The sequence below is a fragment of the Christiangramia flava JLT2011 genome, assembly GCF_001951155.1.
GTDB classification, from domain to species: domain Bacteria; phylum Bacteroidota; class Bacteroidia; order Flavobacteriales; family Flavobacteriaceae; genus Christiangramia; species Christiangramia flava.
The window spans coordinates 1,370,696-1,391,490 of the sequence record NZ_CP016359.1 but is presented as its reverse complement, the minus strand read 5'-3'; the positions used below and the strand labels follow the sequence as shown (position 1 = coordinate 1,391,490).

The 20,795-nt window shown below is 43.9% G+C and carries 17 protein-coding genes; 6 read left to right on the top strand and 11 right to left on the bottom strand.

The window, feature by feature from the left end; translation table 11 throughout:
- Positions 1-4: 4 nt before the first annotated feature.
- The 5 genes from GRFL_RS05900 to GRFL_RS05880 form a co-directional block, all read right to left on the bottom strand.
- The gene (locus GRFL_RS05900) at positions 5-1,168 is read right to left on the bottom strand and encodes an efflux RND transporter periplasmic adaptor subunit (protein WP_083645981.1); all 1,164 of its coding nucleotides are present in this window, start codon (positions 1,166-1,168) and stop codon (positions 5-7) included.
- A 19-nt stretch (positions 1,169-1,187) separates the two neighbouring features.
- The gene (locus GRFL_RS05895; protein ID WP_083643730.1) at positions 1,188-2,636 is read right to left on the bottom strand and encodes a TolC family protein; all 1,449 of its coding nucleotides are present in this window, start codon (positions 2,634-2,636) and stop codon (positions 1,188-1,190) included.
- Positions 2,626-3,234 (bottom strand): TetR/AcrR family transcriptional regulator, encoded by a 609-nt coding sequence (locus GRFL_RS05890; RefSeq protein ID WP_083643729.1) that lies wholly within the window; start codon positions 3,232-3,234, stop codon positions 2,626-2,628. Before GRFL_RS05890 ends, GRFL_RS05895 begins: the two co-directional genes overlap by 11 nt.
- Before the next feature lie 70 nt (positions 3,235-3,304).
- Positions 3,305-3,622 (bottom strand): hypothetical protein, encoded by a 318-nt coding sequence (locus tag GRFL_RS05885; protein ID WP_083643728.1) that lies wholly within the window; start codon positions 3,620-3,622, stop codon positions 3,305-3,307.
- A gap of 11 nt (positions 3,623-3,633) precedes the next feature.
- Positions 3,634-4,194 carry an RNA polymerase sigma factor gene (locus GRFL_RS05880; RefSeq protein WP_083643727.1) on the bottom strand — a complete coding sequence of 187 codons (561 nt, stop codon included), beginning with the start codon at positions 4,192-4,194 and terminating at the stop codon, positions 3,634-3,636.
- A 152-nt stretch (positions 4,195-4,346) separates the two neighbouring features.
- On the opposite strand from GRFL_RS05880, the gene GRFL_RS05875 reads away from it, so the two are divergent.
- The 3 genes from GRFL_RS05875 to odhB all read left to right on the top strand — a co-directional run bounded on the left by GRFL_RS05875 (position 4,347) and on the right by odhB (position 9,578).
- Positions 4,347-5,321, top strand: coding sequence for a polyprenyl synthetase family protein (locus tag GRFL_RS05875; protein ID WP_083643726.1), 975 nt, complete (start codon positions 4,347-4,349; stop codon positions 5,319-5,321).
- A gap of 161 nt (positions 5,322-5,482) precedes the next feature.
- Complete coding sequence (locus GRFL_RS05870; protein ID WP_083643725.1) at positions 5,483-8,266, top strand: 2-oxoglutarate dehydrogenase E1 component; 2,784 nt, start codon at positions 5,483-5,485, stop codon at positions 8,264-8,266.
- A gap of 43 nt (positions 8,267-8,309) precedes the next feature.
- Positions 8,310-9,578 carry a 2-oxoglutarate dehydrogenase complex dihydrolipoyllysine-residue succinyltransferase gene (gene odhB / locus GRFL_RS05865; protein WP_083643724.1) on the top strand — a complete coding sequence of 423 codons (1,269 nt, stop codon included), beginning with the start codon at positions 8,310-8,312 and terminating at the stop codon, positions 9,576-9,578.
- Between the two features lie 227 nt (positions 9,579-9,805).
- Here odhB and GRFL_RS05860 read toward each other — a convergent pair whose 3' ends face one another.
- The 4 genes from GRFL_RS05860 to GRFL_RS05840 form a co-directional block, all read right to left on the bottom strand.
- Positions 9,806-10,240 carry a retropepsin-like aspartic protease gene (locus tag GRFL_RS05860; RefSeq protein WP_083643723.1) on the bottom strand — a complete coding sequence of 145 codons (435 nt, stop codon included), beginning with the start codon at positions 10,238-10,240 and terminating at the stop codon, positions 9,806-9,808.
- A gap of 42 nt (positions 10,241-10,282) precedes the next feature.
- Positions 10,283-13,267, bottom strand: a complete 2,985-nt coding sequence (locus GRFL_RS05855; RefSeq protein ID WP_083643722.1) for a DNA polymerase III subunit alpha — start codon at positions 13,265-13,267, stop codon at positions 10,283-10,285.
- Between the two features lie 196 nt (positions 13,268-13,463).
- Positions 13,464-14,684 carry a DNA polymerase IV gene (dinB, locus tag GRFL_RS05850; RefSeq protein ID WP_083643721.1) on the bottom strand — a complete coding sequence of 407 codons (1,221 nt, stop codon included), beginning with the start codon at positions 14,682-14,684 and terminating at the stop codon, positions 13,464-13,466.
- 501 nt (positions 14,685-15,185) lie between these two features.
- A complete protein-coding gene (locus GRFL_RS05840) occupies positions 15,186-15,695 on the bottom strand; it encodes a YybH family protein (RefSeq protein ID WP_083643719.1) in 510 nt (169 codons plus the stop codon).
- A gap of 137 nt (positions 15,696-15,832) precedes the next feature.
- On the opposite strand from GRFL_RS05840, the gene GRFL_RS05835 reads away from it, so the two are divergent.
- Positions 15,833-16,246 (top strand): Dabb family protein, encoded by a 414-nt coding sequence (locus tag GRFL_RS05835; RefSeq protein ID WP_083643718.1) that lies wholly within the window; start codon positions 15,833-15,835, stop codon positions 16,244-16,246.
- Positions 16,247-16,294: 48 nt separating this feature from the next.
- On the opposite strand, the gene GRFL_RS05830 is transcribed toward GRFL_RS05835, so the two are convergent.
- Complete coding sequence (locus GRFL_RS05830; protein ID WP_083643717.1) at positions 16,295-18,088, bottom strand: DUF885 domain-containing protein; 1,794 nt, start codon at positions 18,086-18,088, stop codon at positions 16,295-16,297.
- Positions 18,089-18,226: 138 nt separating this feature from the next.
- Between GRFL_RS05830 and GRFL_RS05825 the strand changes: the two genes are divergently transcribed.
- The gene (locus tag GRFL_RS05825) at positions 18,227-18,706 is read left to right on the top strand and encodes a hypothetical protein (protein ID WP_083643716.1); all 480 of its coding nucleotides are present in this window, start codon (positions 18,227-18,229) and stop codon (positions 18,704-18,706) included.
- Positions 18,707-18,770: 64 nt separating this feature from the next.
- On the opposite strand, the gene ahcY is transcribed toward GRFL_RS05825, so the two are convergent.
- Positions 18,771-20,087, bottom strand: coding sequence for an adenosylhomocysteinase (gene ahcY / locus GRFL_RS05820; RefSeq protein ID WP_083643715.1), 1,317 nt, complete (start codon positions 20,085-20,087; stop codon positions 18,771-18,773).
- 63 nt (positions 20,088-20,150) lie between these two features.
- Between ahcY and GRFL_RS05815 the strand changes: the two genes are divergently transcribed.
- A complete protein-coding gene (locus tag GRFL_RS05815) occupies positions 20,151-20,795 on the top strand; it encodes a 4'-phosphopantetheinyl transferase family protein (protein WP_083643714.1) in 645 nt (214 codons plus the stop codon).

Sequence of the window (20,795 nt, the reverse complement as noted above, 5' to 3'; positions counted from 1 at the left end):
ATGCTTATTTTCTGAATTTTATTTCCTGGCCGTCACGCAGGTTTTTAGCACCTTCTATGATGAGGATCTGGCCAGACTGCAGGCCTTTGGTCACCTCGATGCTGTCGTTATAGGTGTAGCCGGTTTCCACGATGACCTTTTGGGCCACGCCGGTGCTGTCGTTGGAACTTTCTCCAAGAATATAAACCAGGCTTTCTCCCATGGCGTTCTTCTGAATGGTGCTCTCCGGTATGATCACAGATTCTTCTGAAGTATAATCATTCAGCATAATCGTTGCGATCTGGTTTGGTTTGATCACCCCTTCTGAATTAGGGATCGCGATCTGCACCTTGAACGTACGGTTGTTCGGGTTAATATTGTTCCCTACCTGGGAAACCTTTCCGTCAAGCTCCTCACCAATGGAACTGATCTGGATCTTTACATTGGTTCCTTTCTTGATCTTGGTAAGGTAATTTTCTGGAACGTCGGCCTCTACGTACATGTTTTCGAGGCTGATAAGCCTGAAAAGTTGACTCTGTCCCGGGCTAACCACTTCGCCATTCTCGGTAAAAACCTCGTCGATAACCCCGGAAAATGGTGCTCTTACCACTGTTTTGGAGATCTGTGATTTCATCTGGTTTACCGAATTCTGGGTAGATTCATAATTGGTTTTTGCGTTGAGGTATTCGATCTCTGAACCAATATTTTGCTCCCACAGTCTTTTTCTTCTTTCATAAGTGGTTTTGGCAAGGGAAGCCTGAGCCTCCAGTTGAGCTAACTGGCTCGACAAACCACCATCGTCGATACGTGCCAGTACCTGCCCTTTCCGAACACGGTCTCCTTCATCTACGTTCACCTGCGTTAAAAGGCCGGAATATTCCGGGTAAATAATGATGTTTTCATCAGTAGCAACATCCCCCTGAACTTCCGCATAGTGGCGGAAGGTTTCCTGTTTCAGAGTATCTACTGAAACTAATGGCAACTGCCTGCTTTTGTCCAGTTCCCTGATCTTTTCATCCAGTTTATTGATATTCGCACTAAGCTGACTTTGGAGGCTGCTCAATTCGGCTTTTTTGGCTCTGATCGCCTCGAGGTCTTCGCTTTCAATGACCTGCTCAACCGATTTTTCGTCGTTTCCGCAGCTGGCCAGAACAAGGGTCAGACTTGCGAGAAGGAAAAACTTTTTCATAAATATTTGGTGTGGGAAATTAGTTTTCATCGTTATAGGTTCTGGTATCTAGTAAATTTTCAAGGGTCACCTTGGAGTTGATCACCTGCAGCATGGCATCCAGGTAATTCTGCTGGGCAGAATAAAGCTGGCTTTGTGCTTCGCTTAATTCAAAACTGCTGGCAATCCCTTCGAAGAATTTAACCTGGTTTTTATTTTCAATTCTTTCGGCCAACTCCAGGTTTTTCTGTGCATTCTCATAGTTTTCCAGGCTAAATTCATAATCGCTTTTGGCCTGTTTGATCTGTTGCTTCACCTGGTTTTCGGTCTGCTCCAGTTCCAGTAGCGCCTGCTCGTATTCGATCTCTCGCTGCTGGGTTTTGGCCCCGCGCATTCCGCTGCTGAAAATTGGAATATTCAGGCTCACCCCTAAAATAGACTGTCCAAAATATTCCTGGTCCCCATTCAAAAATGTGAACGTATCGCTGTAGCCCTGGTACCCGTAGTTCACGAAACCTGAAAGGGTTGGCAATGCTTTTGCCTTCTGAAGTTTTACCTGGATTTCTGCGCTTTCAGCTGAATTTTTTGCAATTCGGTAATCGATATTTTCTTCCACGGGAATCTGTTCCTGCAAAAGGTTCAGATCATAGTAACGCATGGCGAGTTCCTTCAGGTCATCGGTCAAAATCACTTTTTCCTCCACGGGAATTCCGAGACTCATATTCAGCATTTCGTAGGCGATACTGCGCATACGCTGACTTCGGCTCAGCTGGTTTTTTAAATTTAACAGCGTGATTTCCAATTGCTCTACGTCTTCCTGCTCAGTTAATCCGTTTTCATAGATCTTCTGTGTCTCATCAAAATTCTTTTGAACCGTTTTGACGTTTTTCTGAAGAATATTCACGCTTTCTTCCGCGAGCAGCACATTTCCGTAAGCGTTGATCACGGCTTTTTTGACTTCCAGATCGGTCTTGGTTTTGGCATTTTTGGAGATCTGAAGCAGGGTTTTCACTGATTGGATTCCCACGATATAGGATCCATCGAAGATAAGCTGGTTCCAGGTTGCCGTCGCGTTCATGCTTTGCTTGGTCCCGAATCGAACAGGAATGAAGCCCTGTGGCGCGTTTACCGGGGTGCTATTGCGCTGCACATTATCAAAATACTGTTGAACCACATCAATAGTGCTTTGGGTATTGTCAAAAGCCGCCGCGGGAAGCAGGGTGACCGGCTGCTGCAAATAATTTTGATAATCTACCGAACCCGAAATTTGCGGTAATCCCTGGGCAATGATCTCCCATTTTTGTTTTAATGCCTTGTCAACATCTTTTTGAGCGATTTGCGACTGGTAGCTGTTTTCCAAACCAAAACTTATGGCTTCGCTGAGGGAAAGCTGGTAAGTTCGGCTGCTATCTGCAGAGATTTCCTGTGCGAAAAGGCCGGAAGCCTGCAGGCTCAAAAAGCTTAAAACGATCAGTATTCTATTTTTCATGGTTGTCTTCTAAATATGCTTCAAGTATTTCTATTCCTTTTGGGGTGCAAATGGCGCGAAGGTGATATTCCAGGAATTCCTGCATCAAATGGGATTCGCTGAATTCCTCTGCCGGGAAAATATCTTTGTCTTTGATCCCCATCATCCCCACAAAATGCAGCCTGCTAATAAACGTGACATCGATCTGGTCCCGATAAAAACCGGAATCGATCCCGCGCTGGATGTTCTGCCCCACGCAATCCTGCAACAGGTCAAACTGATTGCTGATGAGTTTCGAAAAGATCTTCGGGTAGTATTTCTTCAGCTGAAAATGCGGAGAAGTTTTTTCTCCTTTCAGGTTTTGGTTCACAAAGCGCTTGATCTCGAAATTTTCGATCACCGGATTCAGGTTTTGCTGTCTTATTTCATTAATTCCTTCAGTAACCATTTGTAAAATATGGTTTCCCGAGGCATCGATCAGTTTCGTTTTGGTGGAAAAATGGGCGTAAATGGTCTTTTTGGAAATACCGAGTTTATCGGCAATATCATCCATGGTGACGCTTTTAAACCCGTAATTCAGAAACATCTCAACCGCTACTTCTATAATTTGTTCTCTCACTTTTCTGAAAAATTTGGTGCAAAAGTAAGTCAGGAAACTTTAAAAACAAAAAAAGTTTCCATAGTTTTAATTACCACAAGAAATTTTTGTGACATTTTTGTTTCCAGACCTGTCTGAATTTTTCACGTTGCTCGGGAGACATGCGCTTCAATTTTTCCTTAAAATCACCCCGGGAACGAGGGCCGCTTTTTCTGCAGCCGGAAAAACCCCCAAACAGGATCTTACTTAAAACCAGTATTCCCATGGCCTGCCAGTATGTGATGTGCTTTACGCCGGTTATTTCGGGTAAAATCCCGTTCCAAAGCCACATGACGATCGTGGTGACCACGAACAGTATGGCTATGGGAACCAGGATGAATTTTGCTTTGAATCGTCCTTTTTGAAACATGATGTGTTATTTTAGTAATTATCCAGGTCTTTATACAACTGGTGAAGTCGCTTGCGAAGGTGTTTCACTGCATATTGTTTCCTGCTGATAATGGTTTTAATATTCGTTTGTTGCTCCTCTGCGATTTGTTGCAGTGTTTTTTCTTCAATTTCATTCTGGATGTAGACCAGTCGCTGTGTTTCAGGAAGTTCTTCGAGTGCTTCAAACAGCGCTTTCCAGATCTCATCCTGGAAAAATTTCAATTCCGGGTCTTTAGAAGTGTCCAGAAGCAGTAATTCCTGTATGGATGAATAGCCTTCTTCTTCCTCCTGAGGCTCGTAATCTTCAATATTCCCCGTCTTTTTCTTTCGGTAACTGTCGGTAATTTTATTTCGGGTTACCCTGAACAGCCAGTTTCCCACGTTGACGATCTGCGAAATATTGGTAAGGTTGCTGAACTGGAACCATACTTCCTGCAGGATATCTTCCGCATCTTCATCATTGCGTACCTTTGGTTTGATGAATGCCAGCAATTTTTCACTGTAGTCATTTACCGTGTTTTCAATAATATGTTCCTTTTTATGCTGGGACATTGATCGTTTTAGGCTGCCTTATACTATTAAAGACGAATCAGGATTCGTTTTACTTTAAAATTTCTGAAAAAATTTAAAATTTAGGAATCATTTATAAAGTTGAAGTGTTTTTAGAGTTGTCATTTTGAGCACAATTGCCTTATTTTTGGCGGATGCAAAACATTTCATTTCTTCGAGAAGAATTTATCCAGTACCTGAATGCAAAGGTAAGTGTAAAAGAGCCTGCAAATCTGTACGAACCAATGGTTTATATTCTGGACCAGGGAGGCAAGCGTCTGCGCCCGGTACTCGTACTGATGGCTGCTGAAATTTTTGACTGTCCCTATCAAAAAGCGCTGGATGCGGCTTTGGCGATCGAGATCTTTCATAACTTTTCGCTGGTGCATGACGATATCATGGATGACGCGCCGCTTCGAAGAGGGAAGGAGACCGTTCATGAGAAATGGGATGTGAATACCGGGATCCTTTCCGGCGATGCGATGCTGATCAATGCCTACCAATTATTTGAAAATTATGAAGGCGAGGTTTTTCGTGAGCTGGCTAAACTCTTCAGTAAAACAGCAATCGAAGTGTGTGAAGGGCAGCAATATGACATCGATTTTGAGACGCGGGACAACGTAACGATCAGCGATTACCTGAAAATGATCGAATATAAGACTGCCGTGCTGGTGGGGGCCTCCCTGCAAATGGGAGCGATTGTAGCCAAGGCTTCATCGTCCTGTAAAAAAGCAATTTATGAATACGGGAGATTGCTGGGAATCGCCTTTCAGTTACAGGATGATTATCTTGACGCCTTTGGCGATCCCGATACCTTCGGAAAGCAGGTTGGGGGAGATATCATTGAAAACAAAAAGACTTTCCTCTACCTTAAAACGCTGGAAGCGGCCAATGAAAACGAGGCCCGCCAATTAGAACACCTGTATACTATAAGCCCGGCTGATAATTCCGGAAAGATCGAAGCCGTAAAAAATCTTTTCGAATCCAGCGGTGCGGCTGAGATCACCCGTCGTGAAATTGAACGATATACCCGGAAGGCCTTTTTGATCTTAGACAAGATCGACCTTCCGGAAGCTAAAAAAGAACCACTTCGGAAATTCGGTGAAATGCTCATGGAGCGTCAGGTCTAATTTCCAAAAAGCAGGCTTTCCAGTTTTCCGGTGACTTTCCGAACATGTTAAAATTCCTATAATCCGATAGAGAATTATCATAATACGTCCCGGCTGTTTTTCTTAAAAATTGTATTTTTGTTCCTGTTTTTTAGACAGGAAGAAACATTTGTTTCAATTTTATGGAGAGATTTTCATTTCTAAATGCCGCGCACACTGCGTATCTGGCAGAGCTTTATGACCAGTATTTACAGCATCCCGATAGTGTAGAGCCCAGTTGGAGGGCTTTTTTTCAAGGTTTTGACTTCGGAAAAGAGAGCTCGAACGGGATTTCAGAAGAAGTTCTGGAAGAAGCACAGATGGATTTTGCTGAAGGTGAAGTACCAGAGCAGGTTGTTAAAGAGTTTCAGGTAATCAGGCTTATTGATGGTTACCGTACCCGCGGACATTTATTTACCAAAACAAACCCGGTAAGGGAACGCAGGAAATATTCACCCACGCTGGATATCGAGAATTTTGGCCTTGAGCAAAAAGACCTCGATACCGTGTTCAATGCCGGTGAAATTCTGGGCATTGGTCCAAAACCGCTGAAGGATATCATTACCCATTTGCAAAAGGTGTATTGCCAGAGCATCGGGATAGAGTATATGTACATCCGGAAGCCGGAAGAGATCGAGTGGATCCAGGATAAACTGAACATCAACGAGAACCAGCCAAAATTCGATGCCGATCGCAAAAAGCAAATTCTGAAGAAGCTGAATGAAGCGGTTTCCTTCGAATCTTTTCTTCATACCAAGTACGTTGGGCAAAAGCGTTTTTCACTGGAAGGTGGAGAAAGTTTGATCCCGGCGCTGGATGCTTTGATCGAAAAGGCTGCAGAGTTTGGCGTGAAAGATTTCGTGATGGGAATGGCACACCGTGGTAGGTTAAATACCTTAACCAATATCTTCGGAAAAAGTGCCAAGGATATTTTCAGTGAATTCGACGGAAAGGATTACGAGCAGGATATTTTTGATGGAGATGTAAAATATCACCTGGGATGGACCTCTTGCCGTACAACTGATTCTGGAAAAGAGATCAATATCAATATTGCTCCGAATCCGTCTCACCTGGAAACAGTAGGATCTGTAGTTGAAGGAATTTCCAGGGCAAAGCAGGATCGCCATTATGATGAAGACGATTCCAAAGTTTTGCCAATTCTGGTTCACGGGGATGCAGCGATCGCCGCACAGGGAGTGGTATACGAAATTGTGCAAATGGCTCAGCTTGAAGGTTACAAAACCGGAGGGACGATTCACATTGTAGTGAATAACCAGATCGGATTTACCACCAATTACCTGGATGCGCGAAGTTCTACCTATTGTACCGATGTTGGGAAGGTGACGCTTTCACCCGTTCTGCACGTGAACGCAGATGATGCGGAAGCAGTGGTTCATGCCATTCTTTTCGCACTGGATTTCAGGATGAAATTCCGTCGTGATGTGTTCATCGACCTGCTAGGATATAGAAAATACGGGCATAATGAAGGTGATGAGCCTCGTTTTACCCAGCCAAAATTATATAAAGCCATCGCGAAGCACGAAAATGCCCGCGATATCTATTTCGAGAAACTGAAAAGTGAAGGGGTTGTAGATGACGAATACCTCAAAAATCTCGAAGAAACCTACAAAGCTTCGTTAGAAGAAAAACTGGAAGATTCCAGGAAAGAAGATACTACACGCATTACGCCGTTCATGCAGGACGAGTGGGATGGTTTTGAAAACGTTCAGGAAGACGAGATGATGAAAGACGTTGATACGACTTTCCCAATCGAAAAACTGGACAAAGTGGCCGAAGCAGTTTCACAATTGCCGGAGGACAAAAAATTTATGCGGAAGATCAAAAAGATCATCGACCTGCGTAAAACAATGTATTTTGATGATAATAAGCTGGACTGGTCTATGGCCGAGCATCTTGCTTATGGTTCGTTGATGCAGGAAGGCTATAACGTGCGAATTAGCGGTCAGGATGTGGAAAGAGGGACTTTCTCTCACCGTCACGCCGTTTTGAAGGTGGAAGACAGCGAAGAAGAGATTATTTTGCACAATAATATTGAAGATCGAAAAGGAGATTTCTTTATTTATAATTCACCACTTTCGGAATACGGAGTAGTTGGCTTCGATTATGGGTATGCCATGGCGAGTCCAACCACACTTGCGATCTGGGAAGCACAGTTCGGGGATTTTGTGAACGGTGCACAGATCATGATCGACCAGTATATTTCTGCTGCGGAAGATAAATGGAAATTGCAGAACGGCCTGGTGATGTTCCTGCCTCATGGCTACGAAGGCCAGGGAGCAGAGCACTCTTCCGGTAGAATGGAGCGATTCCTTCAGCTTTGTGCCAAAGACAATATGTATGTGGCTGATGTGACCACACCGGCCAACCATTTCCATTTGTTAAGAAGGCAGATGAAGGCGAAGTTCAGAAAACCGCTGATCATTTTTACGCCAAAAAGTTTGCTGCGTCACCCAAAAGTGATCTCGACAAAAGAAGAATTCGCCAACGGAAGTTTTCAGCCTGTGCTGGACGATCAGGATGCGAAAACCGATAAGGTGAAAAGTCTTGTTTTCTGTACCGGTAAGTTTTATTACGACTTGCTGAAATTCAAGGAAGACAACGAACGTGAAGATGTGGCGCTGGTTCGAGTGGAGCAATTGTTCCCGGTTCCTTCAGAAAAAATGAAGGAGATAATGGCCAAATATGACCAGGCAGATGATGTGGTTTGGGCACAGGAAGAGCCAAGAAATATGGGAGCTTACGGGCATATGCTGATGCATTTCCCAGAAGCCAGAAAATTCAGGGTATGCAGCCGTAAATTCTACGGTTCACCGGCAGCCGGTAGTTCCGTAAGATTCAAAAAACGACACGAGCGTGTGATCGCTAGTGTTTTCGATAAAAATTTAAACGAAGAAGAAAATAATTAAGAATCTTTTTCCTGGTTTTCAGGAAACAAAATAAATAACAATCATGGCCTTAGAAATGAAAGTTCCTTCTCCCGGGGAGTCCATCACTGAAGTAGAGATCGCTCAGTGGCTGGTAGAAGACGGGGATTATGTTGAAAAAGACCAGGCGATAGCCGAAGTAGATAGCGACAAAGCAACCCTTGAATTACCTGCGGAAGCCAGCGGAATCATAACCCTGAAAGCAGAAGAAGGTGACGTGGTGGAAGTTGGAGAAGTGGTGTGTTTGATCGATACGGAGGCTGAAAAGCCAGGAGGCGGTGACGACAAACCTGCGGAAAAAGAGGAAAAAGAAAGACAGGATTCCAAAGACAGCAAGGCAGATAGCGAAAAGGCTCCTGCTAAAACGGAAGAACCTTCGAAATCCAGCACTCCCGCTCAAAAGCAGGATGATACGTATGCCACCGGAAGTCCTTCTCCTGCTGCAAAAAAGATTCTTGATGAAAAAGGCATTGCAGCCAAGGATGTAAAAGGCAGTGGCAAAGATGGTAGGGTAACCAAGGAAGATGCTGTACAGGCTAAGGCTTCTATGGGAACTCCGGGTACAGGTAAGCGGGGCGAGTCTCGTAAAAAAATGTCCATGTTCCGTCGTAAACTTTCTGAACGTTTGGTAAGTGCCAAAAATGATACAGCGATGTTAACTACTTTCAATGAAGTAGACATGTCGGCCATTTTTGCGCTAAGGAAAAAATATAAAGAGGAATTTAAGGACAAGCACGGGGTGAGTTTAGGCTTTATGTCATTCTTTACGTTGGCTGTCGTTCGCGCGTTGGACGAATATCCTGCGGTAAATTCCATGATTGATGGTGATTATACCATCAGCTATGATTATAAAGATATCAGTATCGCGGTTTCTGGTCCAAAAGGACTGACGGTACCGGTGATCAGGAATGCTGAAAACCTTAGTTTCCGAGGAGTGGAAGCTGAAGTGAAAAGACTGGCGTTAAGAGCACGCGACGGGCAGATCACCGTAGATGAAATGACCGGTGGAACCTTTACCATTACCAATGGTGGAGTATTCGGTTCCATGCTTTCTACGCCAATTATCAACCCTCCACAGAGTGCGATTCTGGGAATGCACAATATCGTAGAAAGACCAGTGGCTATTGATGGCCATGTAGAAATTAGGCCGATCATGTACGTGGCACTTTCTTATGATCACAGGATCATCGACGGAAAGGAATCTGTTGGGTTCCTGGTAGCCGTGAAGGAAGCGATCGAAAATCCGGAAGAATTGTTGATGGATAATGATGTAAAAAGAGCGCTGGAACTTTAGTTTCGGTAATATTCTATAAAAAAAGGCAGCCAATTGGCTGCCTTTTTTGTTCCTAACAATAGATTAAAACAAAACTAACAAACGAATTATATTCAAAGAAAGCACTCCCAGTATTAGGATAACTAACAGTGCCATGAGAATCTGGGTTAAAAGCCGGGTTTTGATAACGAACTAATTTTAACCAAAAATAGCCAAAGACTACACGGTGGGAAAGGGGAAAAATACCCTTATTTCAGGTAAAGTGCTTTATTCTTATAGTCGATTACCGCTTTGCCGCGCTTCAGGATGTCTGCGCCAATAATACCATGAACCTTATCGGCTTTATGATTTTCCAGGGCTTCGTTCACATGCCTCAGGTCAAAAAGAACGAGATCTACCTTTTTCTTTTTCCAGCCTTTGATCTCGATCCTGTTTTTTTGGGAAATCTGGGTGAGCATATTGGTGGCACCCGCGCCGGCAGCTTTAATATCACTATCTTCTGAAAGCAGTTCAAAATGGGTAATTGCATCGATGCCCACGCAGGTACTGGATGCCCCGGTATCCAGGATAAAACTCCCTTCTATATCATTGATTTTTGCTACCAGTTCCAGGTGATTGGTTTTGGTATATTTCAGTTTGATTTGGTGATAGCCTTTTTCCTTCAGCAGTTTTTTTAAAGACATAGCATGCTTTTCCTGCAAATATAATGCTTTCCTGTGGGGGCTTTAGGCAGGAAGTTTGACTTTGTGAGAGGAATTAACAAGTCTGGGATCGGTATGGGTAGCCTGCCTTTTCAGCCATTTAATATCGATACAGAGGTGCCCGAGATCTTCCGTGACTGTACCATAACAGGCATAAATCCCGTAATTGAAATAATCGTAGTGTCGTGCCACCTGCGGGAAAAGGACGATATCGAATATGCCACCCTGCTGGTCGTAAAAAGTCCCGAAGAACATGTATTTTCCGTTAGAAGTGGGGTTCTTCTTGTAGTTCACAAGATTTCCATAGATCTTCACTTCCTTTCCAATATGTTTCTTGAGATCTTTAGCGAGGAGAGCACTTTCCGGTGGTTCCTTCAGTAATTCAAAATGACTGCAGAGCGGGAAGCCCAGCAATTCCATCTGGTCGTAGGCTTCGGAAATTCTGGAAAACTCAAATTCCGGAAGTTCAAAATCGCGATGTGGCGGTTTGAAAAGTACCGCCTGCCCGCTTCTTTTTGCGGAATGATTCAGTTTGAAATACGCTTTCCAGAGCAGGTGATGTTTATTGTAACCGGTAAAACGGAAGGCATTGATCTTCAGCAACAGGCTCAGCTGCTCGATCGAGATGGGGACGCGATCTATGAAATCATCCAACGACTGAAATTCCCCAAAAAATTGCCGGTTTTCGAGAATATGCCTGATGGTCTTCGCTTCCAGTTCCCTGATGTACCCAAGGCCAAGATAGATGTCTTTTCCGTAGATCGTATTGGGATGGTCGCTTTTGTTGATGCAGGGGGCATGCACCCTCCCGCCACACCGGCGAATTTCCTGGATGTATGTTTCAAGGCGATAAAACCCGCCGCCGTTATTGATGGCCGCGACCATGAATTCCAGCGGGAAATAGCGCTTCAGGTAGAGGCTCTGGTAACTCTCCACGGCGTAAGAAGCCGAGTGCCCTTTGGGGAAAGCATAGCCAGCAAAAGACGAGATCTGCTCCCATACTTCATCAGTGAGTTGATTCTGGTAACCTTTTTCTTTACAGTTTCTGCGGAAGGTTTCCTCGATCTTTTCCATTTGTCCTTGGGAAGTTTTTTTACCGCTCATGCCACGCCGCAGCACATCGGCATCGTCCAGGTTGAGACCGGCAAAATGATAGGCCACTTTCATCACATCTTCCTGGTATACCATCACTCCGTAAGTGTCGGGCATGATCTCTAAAAGGACAGGATGTGCATTTTGCTGCAGCTCAGGGAACCGATGCCGCCGAATGAACTCCTCTTTCATTCCCGCGCTGGAAATTCCAGGTCTAATAACCGAACTGGCTGCTACGAGATTCAGGTAATTATCGGTTTGAAGTTTGGTCAACAACCCGCGCATGGCAGGGGATTCTACATAAAAGACACCCATACAGTCACCAACCTTCAGAAGGGCATTGATTTCAGGATCATTTTTAAAAGCATCAATATTTTCGATATTTTCAAGTTTGGCTTCTGGCTGATTTCTTTTGATAAGCTCGATGGCATCAGTAATCTTGGAGAGACCGCGTTGCGCCAGGATATCAAATTTATGAATACCCACATCTTCCGCAATGTTCATATCGATCTGGATCGTTCGAAAACCCTTTGGCGGCAGGAATGTACCGGCATAATTGTGAACCGAATCGTCTAAGATCAATATCCCGCCGGAATGTACACTGAGATAATTGGGAAAACCGGCAATAAGCTGACTGTATTGCAGGACCAGTTTTTCCAGGTGATCCAGTTCCTGATAATTGAAAAATCCCTGGGACAATTTGTCGATATTCTCTTTAGGTAAACCGAAAACTTTTCCCAGTTCCCGGGCTACCGCTCGACGTTTGAAGGTTACATAAGTTCCCATGAGCGCCGTATTTTCGTAGGTATCAAAAATATACCGGGTGACATCGTTGCGGTCTTTCCAGGAAAAATCAATGTCAAAATCTGGAGGGGAACTCCTGTTGGGGTTGATAAAACGTTCAAAATACAGGTCCAGCTCGATAGGGTCCACGTTGGTGATGCCGAGAATGTAAGCCACGATAGAATTGGCGCCACTGCCACGCCCTACAAAGGGATAATGGTTTTTTTTGGCATAGTTCACAATTTTCAGGTTGATCAGGAAATACGACACAAATTTTAACCGAATGATCGTATTCAATTCTTTCTCAACTCTTTTGTAGACGGTTTCATCGGCTTTCGGGTATTTTTCAGGCAGTTTATCGTAGCATAATCTCCGGATCTCATCGGCATCTTCTGCGAAGCTGTTGCCGGCCACCTGCAGATTTCGATTTTCCAGTTTGCTGAATTTGAAATTGACCTGGCAGGAATCCATCAAAACTTTGGTGTTATCCAAGATGTGAGGAAAATCTTCAAATTCTTGTTCCAGTTCTGAAAGCTCCGGCATACGATGGGAGTAGGAGCCCTGCTCGGTTTCGGGTAGCTGGCTTAACAACATGTTGTTATCAATAGCCCGAAGCAACCGGTGTGCATTAAAATCTCGTTTATTTCTGAAAGTAACAGTTTGCAGTACCACGAGTTTATTTTTCAACTCCTTATATGCTGAAAACTTCAGCTTTCGAAGGCTTTCGATGGAAACGCCGATCAACTCATTTTCTTTAAAATCCCTTTTTTTAGCCGAAATGACTTTTTCCAGCGGATAGATCACAAAGCAGTCGGGTAGGAGCGGTGCGCGGTCGTCGAAATTTTTAGAAGCGTGTAAATGATTGGAAAGGTGTTCGTTCAATTGGCGATAACCTTCGTTATTCCGGGCAATTCCCACATATTGCTGCTGCGCACCATCTCGGAAATCTATTCCCACCAGAGGCTCTATTCCGAAATCTTTAGCAATTTTCAAGAATTCCAGGCAGGCGGTGGAAGTATTGATATCGGTTACCGCCAGTTTTGCAGCACCTTTTTGGTTAGCCAGTTTGCATAATTCAGCCACCGAAAATGTTCCGAAGCGCAGGGAGTAATATGTATGACAATTTAAATACATTTTTTGTGAGTTTCCAAAGGCTGAACCTGCTAATTCCCGGCTGTAGGCTGGCGAAAATTAGAAATTCGCTTATAGCTGAAGCAGAATAATCTGGTTAAAAATCCGCTTAAAAAAATGTCACTTTTTCTTTTTTAAATGACCGTCACCAATAATTTTAATTCTCCATTCTCCATTCTCCATTCTCCATTCTCCATTCTCACTGTTTTCTATGCGCCAACACAATGGGTGGCTGGCCGTTGAAAGGATTTCCCATCCTTCCGATGGTTTTCACATCCATTGTGACGGCTCGTTTTACACTGCCTTCTCCAAACCGGTTCCGGATCTTATCCAGAGAGTTGTAGAGATTCAGCATTTCTTCAGAATCATCAAAAAGACTGATCTGGTAATGCCCTCCCACGAGCCCGCTGAAGCGTACCCCAATAAGCCTGATGAGCATCCGGCGCGAATACAGTTGCCTGAAGAGTTCTTCCACCTTTGGGATGAGGATATGATCGGCGCTGGTATAGGGTATTCTGGCCTGTTTACTCTGCGTCTGGAAATCAGAATATCTGATCTTCACGCTTACAATGGAGGTGAGTTTGTTTCCACGCCTGAGCTGGTACGCCAGGCTTTCGGCCATCGCTACGAGCGTGGCATGCAAGCGAACCATATCGATGGTGTCCCGATTGAACGTACGCTCCGTAGAGATCGATTTTCGTTCATGAAAAGGAACGATGGGCGGATTGTCGATCCCGTGCGCCCGTTTCCAGATGGTTCTCCCGTTCTTACCCAAAACACTTTCCAGTACTTCGACCGGCATTTTCTGAATGGTCTCTACTTTTCGAACGCCAAGATTCAGCAGTTTCTGAAAGGTTTTGCTTCCAATCATTGGGATTTTATTGACGGTGAGTGGTGCTAAAAAGCCTTTTTCCGTGCCGGCTTCAATGATCTTTTGGGCATATGGCTTGCCTTCGCCCGTAGCTATTTTTGATACGATTTTGTTTTGTGAGAGGCCAAAGGAGATAGGAAGCCCGGTCTCTTTTTTGATGGTGCTCTGCAAATCTTTCGCAAAGGACTGGATGCCGAAAAAGCGATCCATGCCCGTAAGATCTGCATAAAATTCATCCACACTTGCTTTTTCAAAAGAAGGAACGCGATCCTGTATGATCTCGGTCACCTCATGGGAGAGTTTGGTGTAGGTGGAAGCATTCCCTTTGATCACAATCGCCTGAGGACAAAGCTGCCGGGCGACTTTCATCGACATACCGGAATGCACGCCGTAAGGCCTGGTTTCATAGCTGCAGGCGGCTACCACGCCCCGGTCACCAAGACCACCCACGATCACCGGTTTATCGTTCAAACGGGAATCGTACCGCCTTTCCGCAGAGACAAAAAATGTGTCTAGATCCAGGTGTATGATCGATTTTACTAATTTCATAAGGAAATATTCCTATTAAATGGAAATATTCCAAAATTAAAAAATATTCTTTCAACTGGCTAAGATGAAAAAGTTAAAATTGAAGGGAAATAGATTCTGAAATTCGATGTAGAAAATGAAATGAATTGAATTTTTCGTAAATTAATACGGTTAACATTTAAAGATCAGCAATATGGGGAATTCTGGTAAACGAAAACTTATCAAAAAATACGTGTCTGATTTTATTTTTTCTGAAAAGACGCGGTTCATACTCGATGGTTCCAACTACCATCTTTCGCTCGCACATCCTGAAAGCCGATTCATCAAATTTAAATTTGAAAAGGGCGCCCAGAAGCAACCGAAAAAGCAAATTTTTCAATGCATGTATAAGATGATGCGAAAATTCCAATACAGCCTGAATTAGAATTACTTTTTTAAACTTCTGAAAAAAATAAAGGCCTTTCCGGAGAAAGACCTTTTTCCATGTTTTAAGTAATTATAAGTCAGTTAAAACGCTACTTATTAATTATAATCAGCGTTTTCAGGGATTCGGGTACTATCCGAACTCATATCATCAGCGATGTTCATCACGTCGATCTTCCAGTTATCTCCCTGTCTTTTCCAGATGATCGTATAAGCGCCACGGTAAGTCATATCCAGGCTGTCACCTTTTAACTGGTGCTGGTAGGAACCTGCTTCATACGCCACATCCTTTCCGGAATAACTCGCAGTAGATTGGGTTTCCAGGTTTTCCATTTGTGGCGCTGCCACCTGGTACCACGAACTAATACTGTCTGAATCTACCTGCTTTCCCTGCATATAGAGGCTAGCGCCCGGGCCGGTAAGACTGTCCAGCGAAGCGGGATCATTGTTATTCCAGGCGGCGATCCAGTCTTTACTGGCATCTTCCGGCTTTTGCATGTTTGCTTCTTCAGCTTTCATGTCGTCTACATCATCAGCCTCCTCGTGAGCTTCATTACAGGAAATAAAAAAGGTCAGGGCAACTAGCGGAATCATTTTAAAGAAATTCATAGGTTGGTTTTTTAAAATTACTATCTAATTTACTGATTATTAGAGACTGATGTATTTCAGTTGATGAATATTTAACGTAAGAATATGGGATTACGGGGGGAAATGCTAAATTGAAACACGAACTTAAAAACTGCTTCATGAGAACGATCTTCAAAATATCTATTTTTCTATTCTTGTGTTTTTCGGTGAATTCTTTACAAGCGCAGGAACAGCCAGCGGAATTTGATCAGCATTTTACCCACGTAGTATATTTCTGGTTGAAAAACCCGGATAGTGTGCAGGATCGTAAGGATTTCCTGGTTTCATTGGAAAAATTTCTCGAAAACAGTGAGTATGCTAAAACCAAATTCATCGGAAAACCTGCGGGAACACCGAGAGAAGTAGTAGATGGCAGTTTCACGTTTTCTTTAATCCTAACGTTTCCTTCAGCTGAAATCCAGGATCTGTACCAGAAAGAACCTGCTCACCTGAAGTTTATTGAAGAATCGGAACATTTGTGGGAAAAAGTAGTGGTGTACGATTCCCTGCCGGCAACTTCCGAAGAAGAATAACATAAAAAGCCCCGCAAATTGCAGGGCTTTTTCAATTATTTTCATTGCTTACTTCATAGAGCCAATCCAACGATCGATTTTTTGCTCAAGCAGTTCCAGCGGGATACACCCGGTTTCCAGAACCTGTGTGTGATATTCCCGAATATCGAATTGTTCACCCAGTTCCTGCCTGGCTTTTTCCCGCAATTCCATGATCTTCAACTGTCCTATCTTATAGGAAAGTGCCTGGCCGGGATTGGCCATATATCTTTCAATTTCTGCGGTGACGCTGGCTTCAGATTCTGCTTCGTTTTCCAAAGAATACTGAATAGCTTCTTCGCGTGTCCAGCCTTTGCTGTGCAAACCGGTATCGACCACCAACCGAATGGCACGGTGCATTTCGGCACTCAGCATTCCGAAGTACTGGTAGGGATCTGTATAAAGCCCCAGCGTTTTTCCAAGTGATTCGGAGTACAGCGCCCAGCCTTCTCCGTAGCCACTATACCAAAGCGTTTTTCGGAAATCTGGCAATTTGTCGTTCTCCTGCGTTAGAGAGATCTGGTAATGATGCCCGGGAATGGCTTCGTGCAAAAAAAGGGATTCATCGCTGTAAATGTTATAAGATTTGGCATCTGGTACCGGAACATAGAAAATTCCCGGCCTCGTACCATCAATGGAACCGGGATTGTACTCGGCACTGGCCGAATTTTCCCGGAAAGCCTCCGTTCTCCTGATCTCAAATGCGGTTTTTGGAGCTACATTGAAAAGTGAATCCAGATGCGGTTTTACAGTGTCGTAAATAGCCTGGAAATGTTCGATCACTTCGTCGGCCGTGGCATAAGGCATTAATTCCTTATTATTTCGAACATAATCGAAGAAATCCTGCAGTTCTCCTTCAAAACCGACTTCCTTTTTCACTTTTTCCATTTCCGAAGAAATGCGCGCGACTTCATCCAGGCCAAGTTGGTGGATCTGGTCAGCAGTCATTTCGGTAGTGGTGTAGAGCCTGATCTGGTGCTGGTAGTATTCTTTTCCCTCCGGAATATCGGCAATCCCACTGCTTTCTCTTCCTTCTGGCAGGTATTCTTCCTGTAAAAATGTATGCATCTTTTCGTAAGCCGGGATCACTTTTTCGGTGATCATTTTTTCATATTTTTCCTTTAGCTCACTTTTTTCTTCTTCGGAAAAACTTTCAGGAAAATTGTTCACTGGCCCATAGAACAGGTGGTTTTCCACGTCGCCATTGGTCATGGCTTCCATTTGCGGAATGACTTTACGGATCAGAGAAGCCGGAAGCACATAGCCTTTTTTCATTCCCTCGCGCATATTTTCTTCCGCAGAGTTCAGCCAATCCAGGTAACTGTCTACGCGATGGAGCCAGTTTTCATAATCCTGAACGGTCTTAAAGGGCTGGGCTCCGGAACCGCTGGCCATTTGGCCCATGAACAAATTCACAGACCACATCTGGTCAATAGGCATATACTTGTCTTTTTGAAACTGAAGTGTTTCGAGGTTCATATCGCATTCCCAGAGCAGGATATTCTTGCTCATTTTCTGCGTTTCAGTTAGATCGGCATCATCAATTTTACGTACCTGGTCTTTGTAACGCGTGTAATAGGCACGGAGCGAATCGCGGTAAGAATCGGTCAGCGTGTTTGGGAACTGGTCGTTATACCGCATGTCCCCGGCTGTGGTGGCTGAAACCGGGTTCAGTTTCAAGCCATCTTCGTAATAATTGTGGAGAATGCCGTTAAGCAATTCTGCTGTTTCTTCGTTTGCATCAGTTTGCGGCCTTTTTTCATCGTTCTTGCAAGCAGTGAAAAGGGCCACCAAACAAACAGCCAAAAAGATCTTTTTACTCATATTGTAGTTTTATCTTGAAAAGATAAGGAAATACGAAATGACCTGTACTATGAGCACTTGCAAAATAGCGTTTTGGAATTGGGGTGTGCTGACGCAACCTTTTTTCCTTTCGAGCATCTTATTAAAAATGAAGGCATTATGAATAAGTATTTTACAGCGATTGTAGGATTGGTGGGATTTCTCTTTATTTCGTGTTCGTCAAATGATCAGGAGGAACAAGAAATTAATGCGGTCGATTTTACTTTGGGGTCTTTTCCTCAGGAATGGAAGCTTGTTGGAGTAGAAGGTTCCATGATTCCCAATGCGTCAATTCAGTCTCCTGAAGATGATCAAATGGAAATTTATGTTTTCGAAAATGACCATTCTTTTACCAAGAAAAAGAAAATCAATGGGGAGGAAATCACAGTGAGTGGCTCCTTTTCTCTTACTGAGGAAAAAGGCCTAAAACTTAGCTTTGATGATTTACCAGAAAGCATCGAGGACAATTACGCCATTATTTCCAGTTGCAGCAGCAGGGCAAAAACAGAATATTTCAGGTATAATGGGAAGTCATTGATCAATAATGGATGGGCGCCATGCGACGGGCCTTACCTGTATTTTGAACGGGTAGTAAAATAAATAAAAAAAGCCCCTCCATTGGCAGGGCTTTTCTAATATCTAATGTCTCAGATCTATAATCTTCTTAGTATCTGTAATATTCCGGTTTGAAAGGACCTTTTACTTCCACACCAATATATTCGGCCTGGTCTGGTTTTAGCTCGGTAAGCTCCACCCCGATTCTTTCCAGGTGAAGTTTGGCCACTTTTTCATCTAAATGCTTCGGAAGCATATAAACCTCATTCTCATATTTATCAGAATGGTTCCAAAGTTCCATCTGGGCCAACGTCTGGTTCGTAAAGGAATTACTCATTACAAAACTTGGGTGACCGGTTGCACAACCAAGATTTACCAGTCTACCTTCCGCCAGAAGAATGATGTCTTTTCCGTTGATGGTGTATTTGTCTACCTGTGGTTTGATCTCCACGCGAGTATTTCCGTGGTTCTTTTTCAACCAGGCGACATCGATCTCATTGTCAAAATGGCCAATATTACAAACAATGGTCTTGTCTTTCATCGCCTCAAAATGCTCTCCGCGAACGATGTCTTTATTTCCGGTAGTGGTGATTACGATATCAGCCTTCGGAAGCACGGTTTCCAGGTGTTTCACTTCGAAACCGTCCATCGCTGCCTGTAAAGCACAGATCGGGTCAATTTCAGTAACGGTTACAATAGAACCGGCTCCACGGAAGGAAGCGGCAGTTCCTTTTCCAACATCACCATATCCGCAAACGACTACGCGTTTTCCAGCAAGCATGACGTCAGTAGCACGACGAATCGCATCTACCGCACTCTCGCGACAACCATATTTATTGTCAAATTTCGATTTGGTTACCGAATCATTTACGTTGATCGCCGGCATTGGCAAGGTTCCTTTTTTCATTCTTTCGTAAAGGCGGTGAACTCCGGTCGTGGTCTCTTCAGAAAGTCCGCGAACGTCTTTGGCCAGTTCCGGGTATTGATCCAGCACCATATTGGTCAAATCTCCACCATCATCAAGAATCATATTCAATGGCTTGCGCTCTTCCCCGAAAAACAGGGTTTGCTCGATGCACCAGTCAAATTCCTCTTCCGTCATTCCTTTCCACGCATAAACCGGGATTCCGGCAGCGGCAATCGCAGCGGCGGCATGATCCTGGGTTGAAAAAATGTTACAGGAACTCCAGGTCACTTCGGCTCCCAGTTCTACCAGTGTTTCAATAAGAACCGCAGTCTGGATGGTCATGTGCAAACAACCGGCAATTCTTGCTCCTTTCAGTGGTTTTTGTTTTCCGTATTCTTCACGAAGTGCCATAAGTCCAGGCATTTCGGCTTCGGCAAGTTCGATCTCTCTGCGTCCCCATTCTGCCAGGGAAATATCTTTAACTTTGTACTCTGTATAAGGCACTGTTTTCGTTGACATATTGTTATATTTGAATATTAGCGTTTAATCAGCTGCAAAAATACGTAAACTCCCAGAAAATCTATGCCTCTTTTCAAAACAATAACAGTTGATCAAGATACTAAAGTCCTCATTTGGAAGGTGGAAGAGCCTTATGAATGGCTGGCAAAAGGTATCGAACTTACCGATCACTGCCGCAAGAGGGTAGAAGGCATGAAATCTGAAATTCACCGTCGTGGGTTTATGAGTATTCGGCATTTGATGGCTGAAGCCGGCTATGACGATCACGATCTTTATTACGACGAGCTGGGCAAGCCGCATTTAAAAGACGAGCACTATATCTCGATCACGCATTCCTTCAATTTTACCGCGATTATCATCAGTAAACATGACGTGGGCATCGATATTGAAAAGCAACGGGACAAGATCATGAAAATTGCCAATAAGTTCACGCCTTTGGATGAATATCATACGCTGGCAAATGAGGAAGCGCTCATCCGGAAACTCACCATTGTCTGGGGTGCCAAGGAATCGGTTTACAAGTTGTACGCCCAGCCGGGGCTTGCATTTCTGCAGCATATCAACGTAACCGACTTTGATTTTGACGATGCGGAAACCACCGCGAAAGTTACATTCAAAGGTCAGGAAAGCTGGTACCACATCAACTTCCTGGAATTTGAAGATTTTACCTGCGTCTACGCACAACCATTAAAGGTAAATTTTAACTGA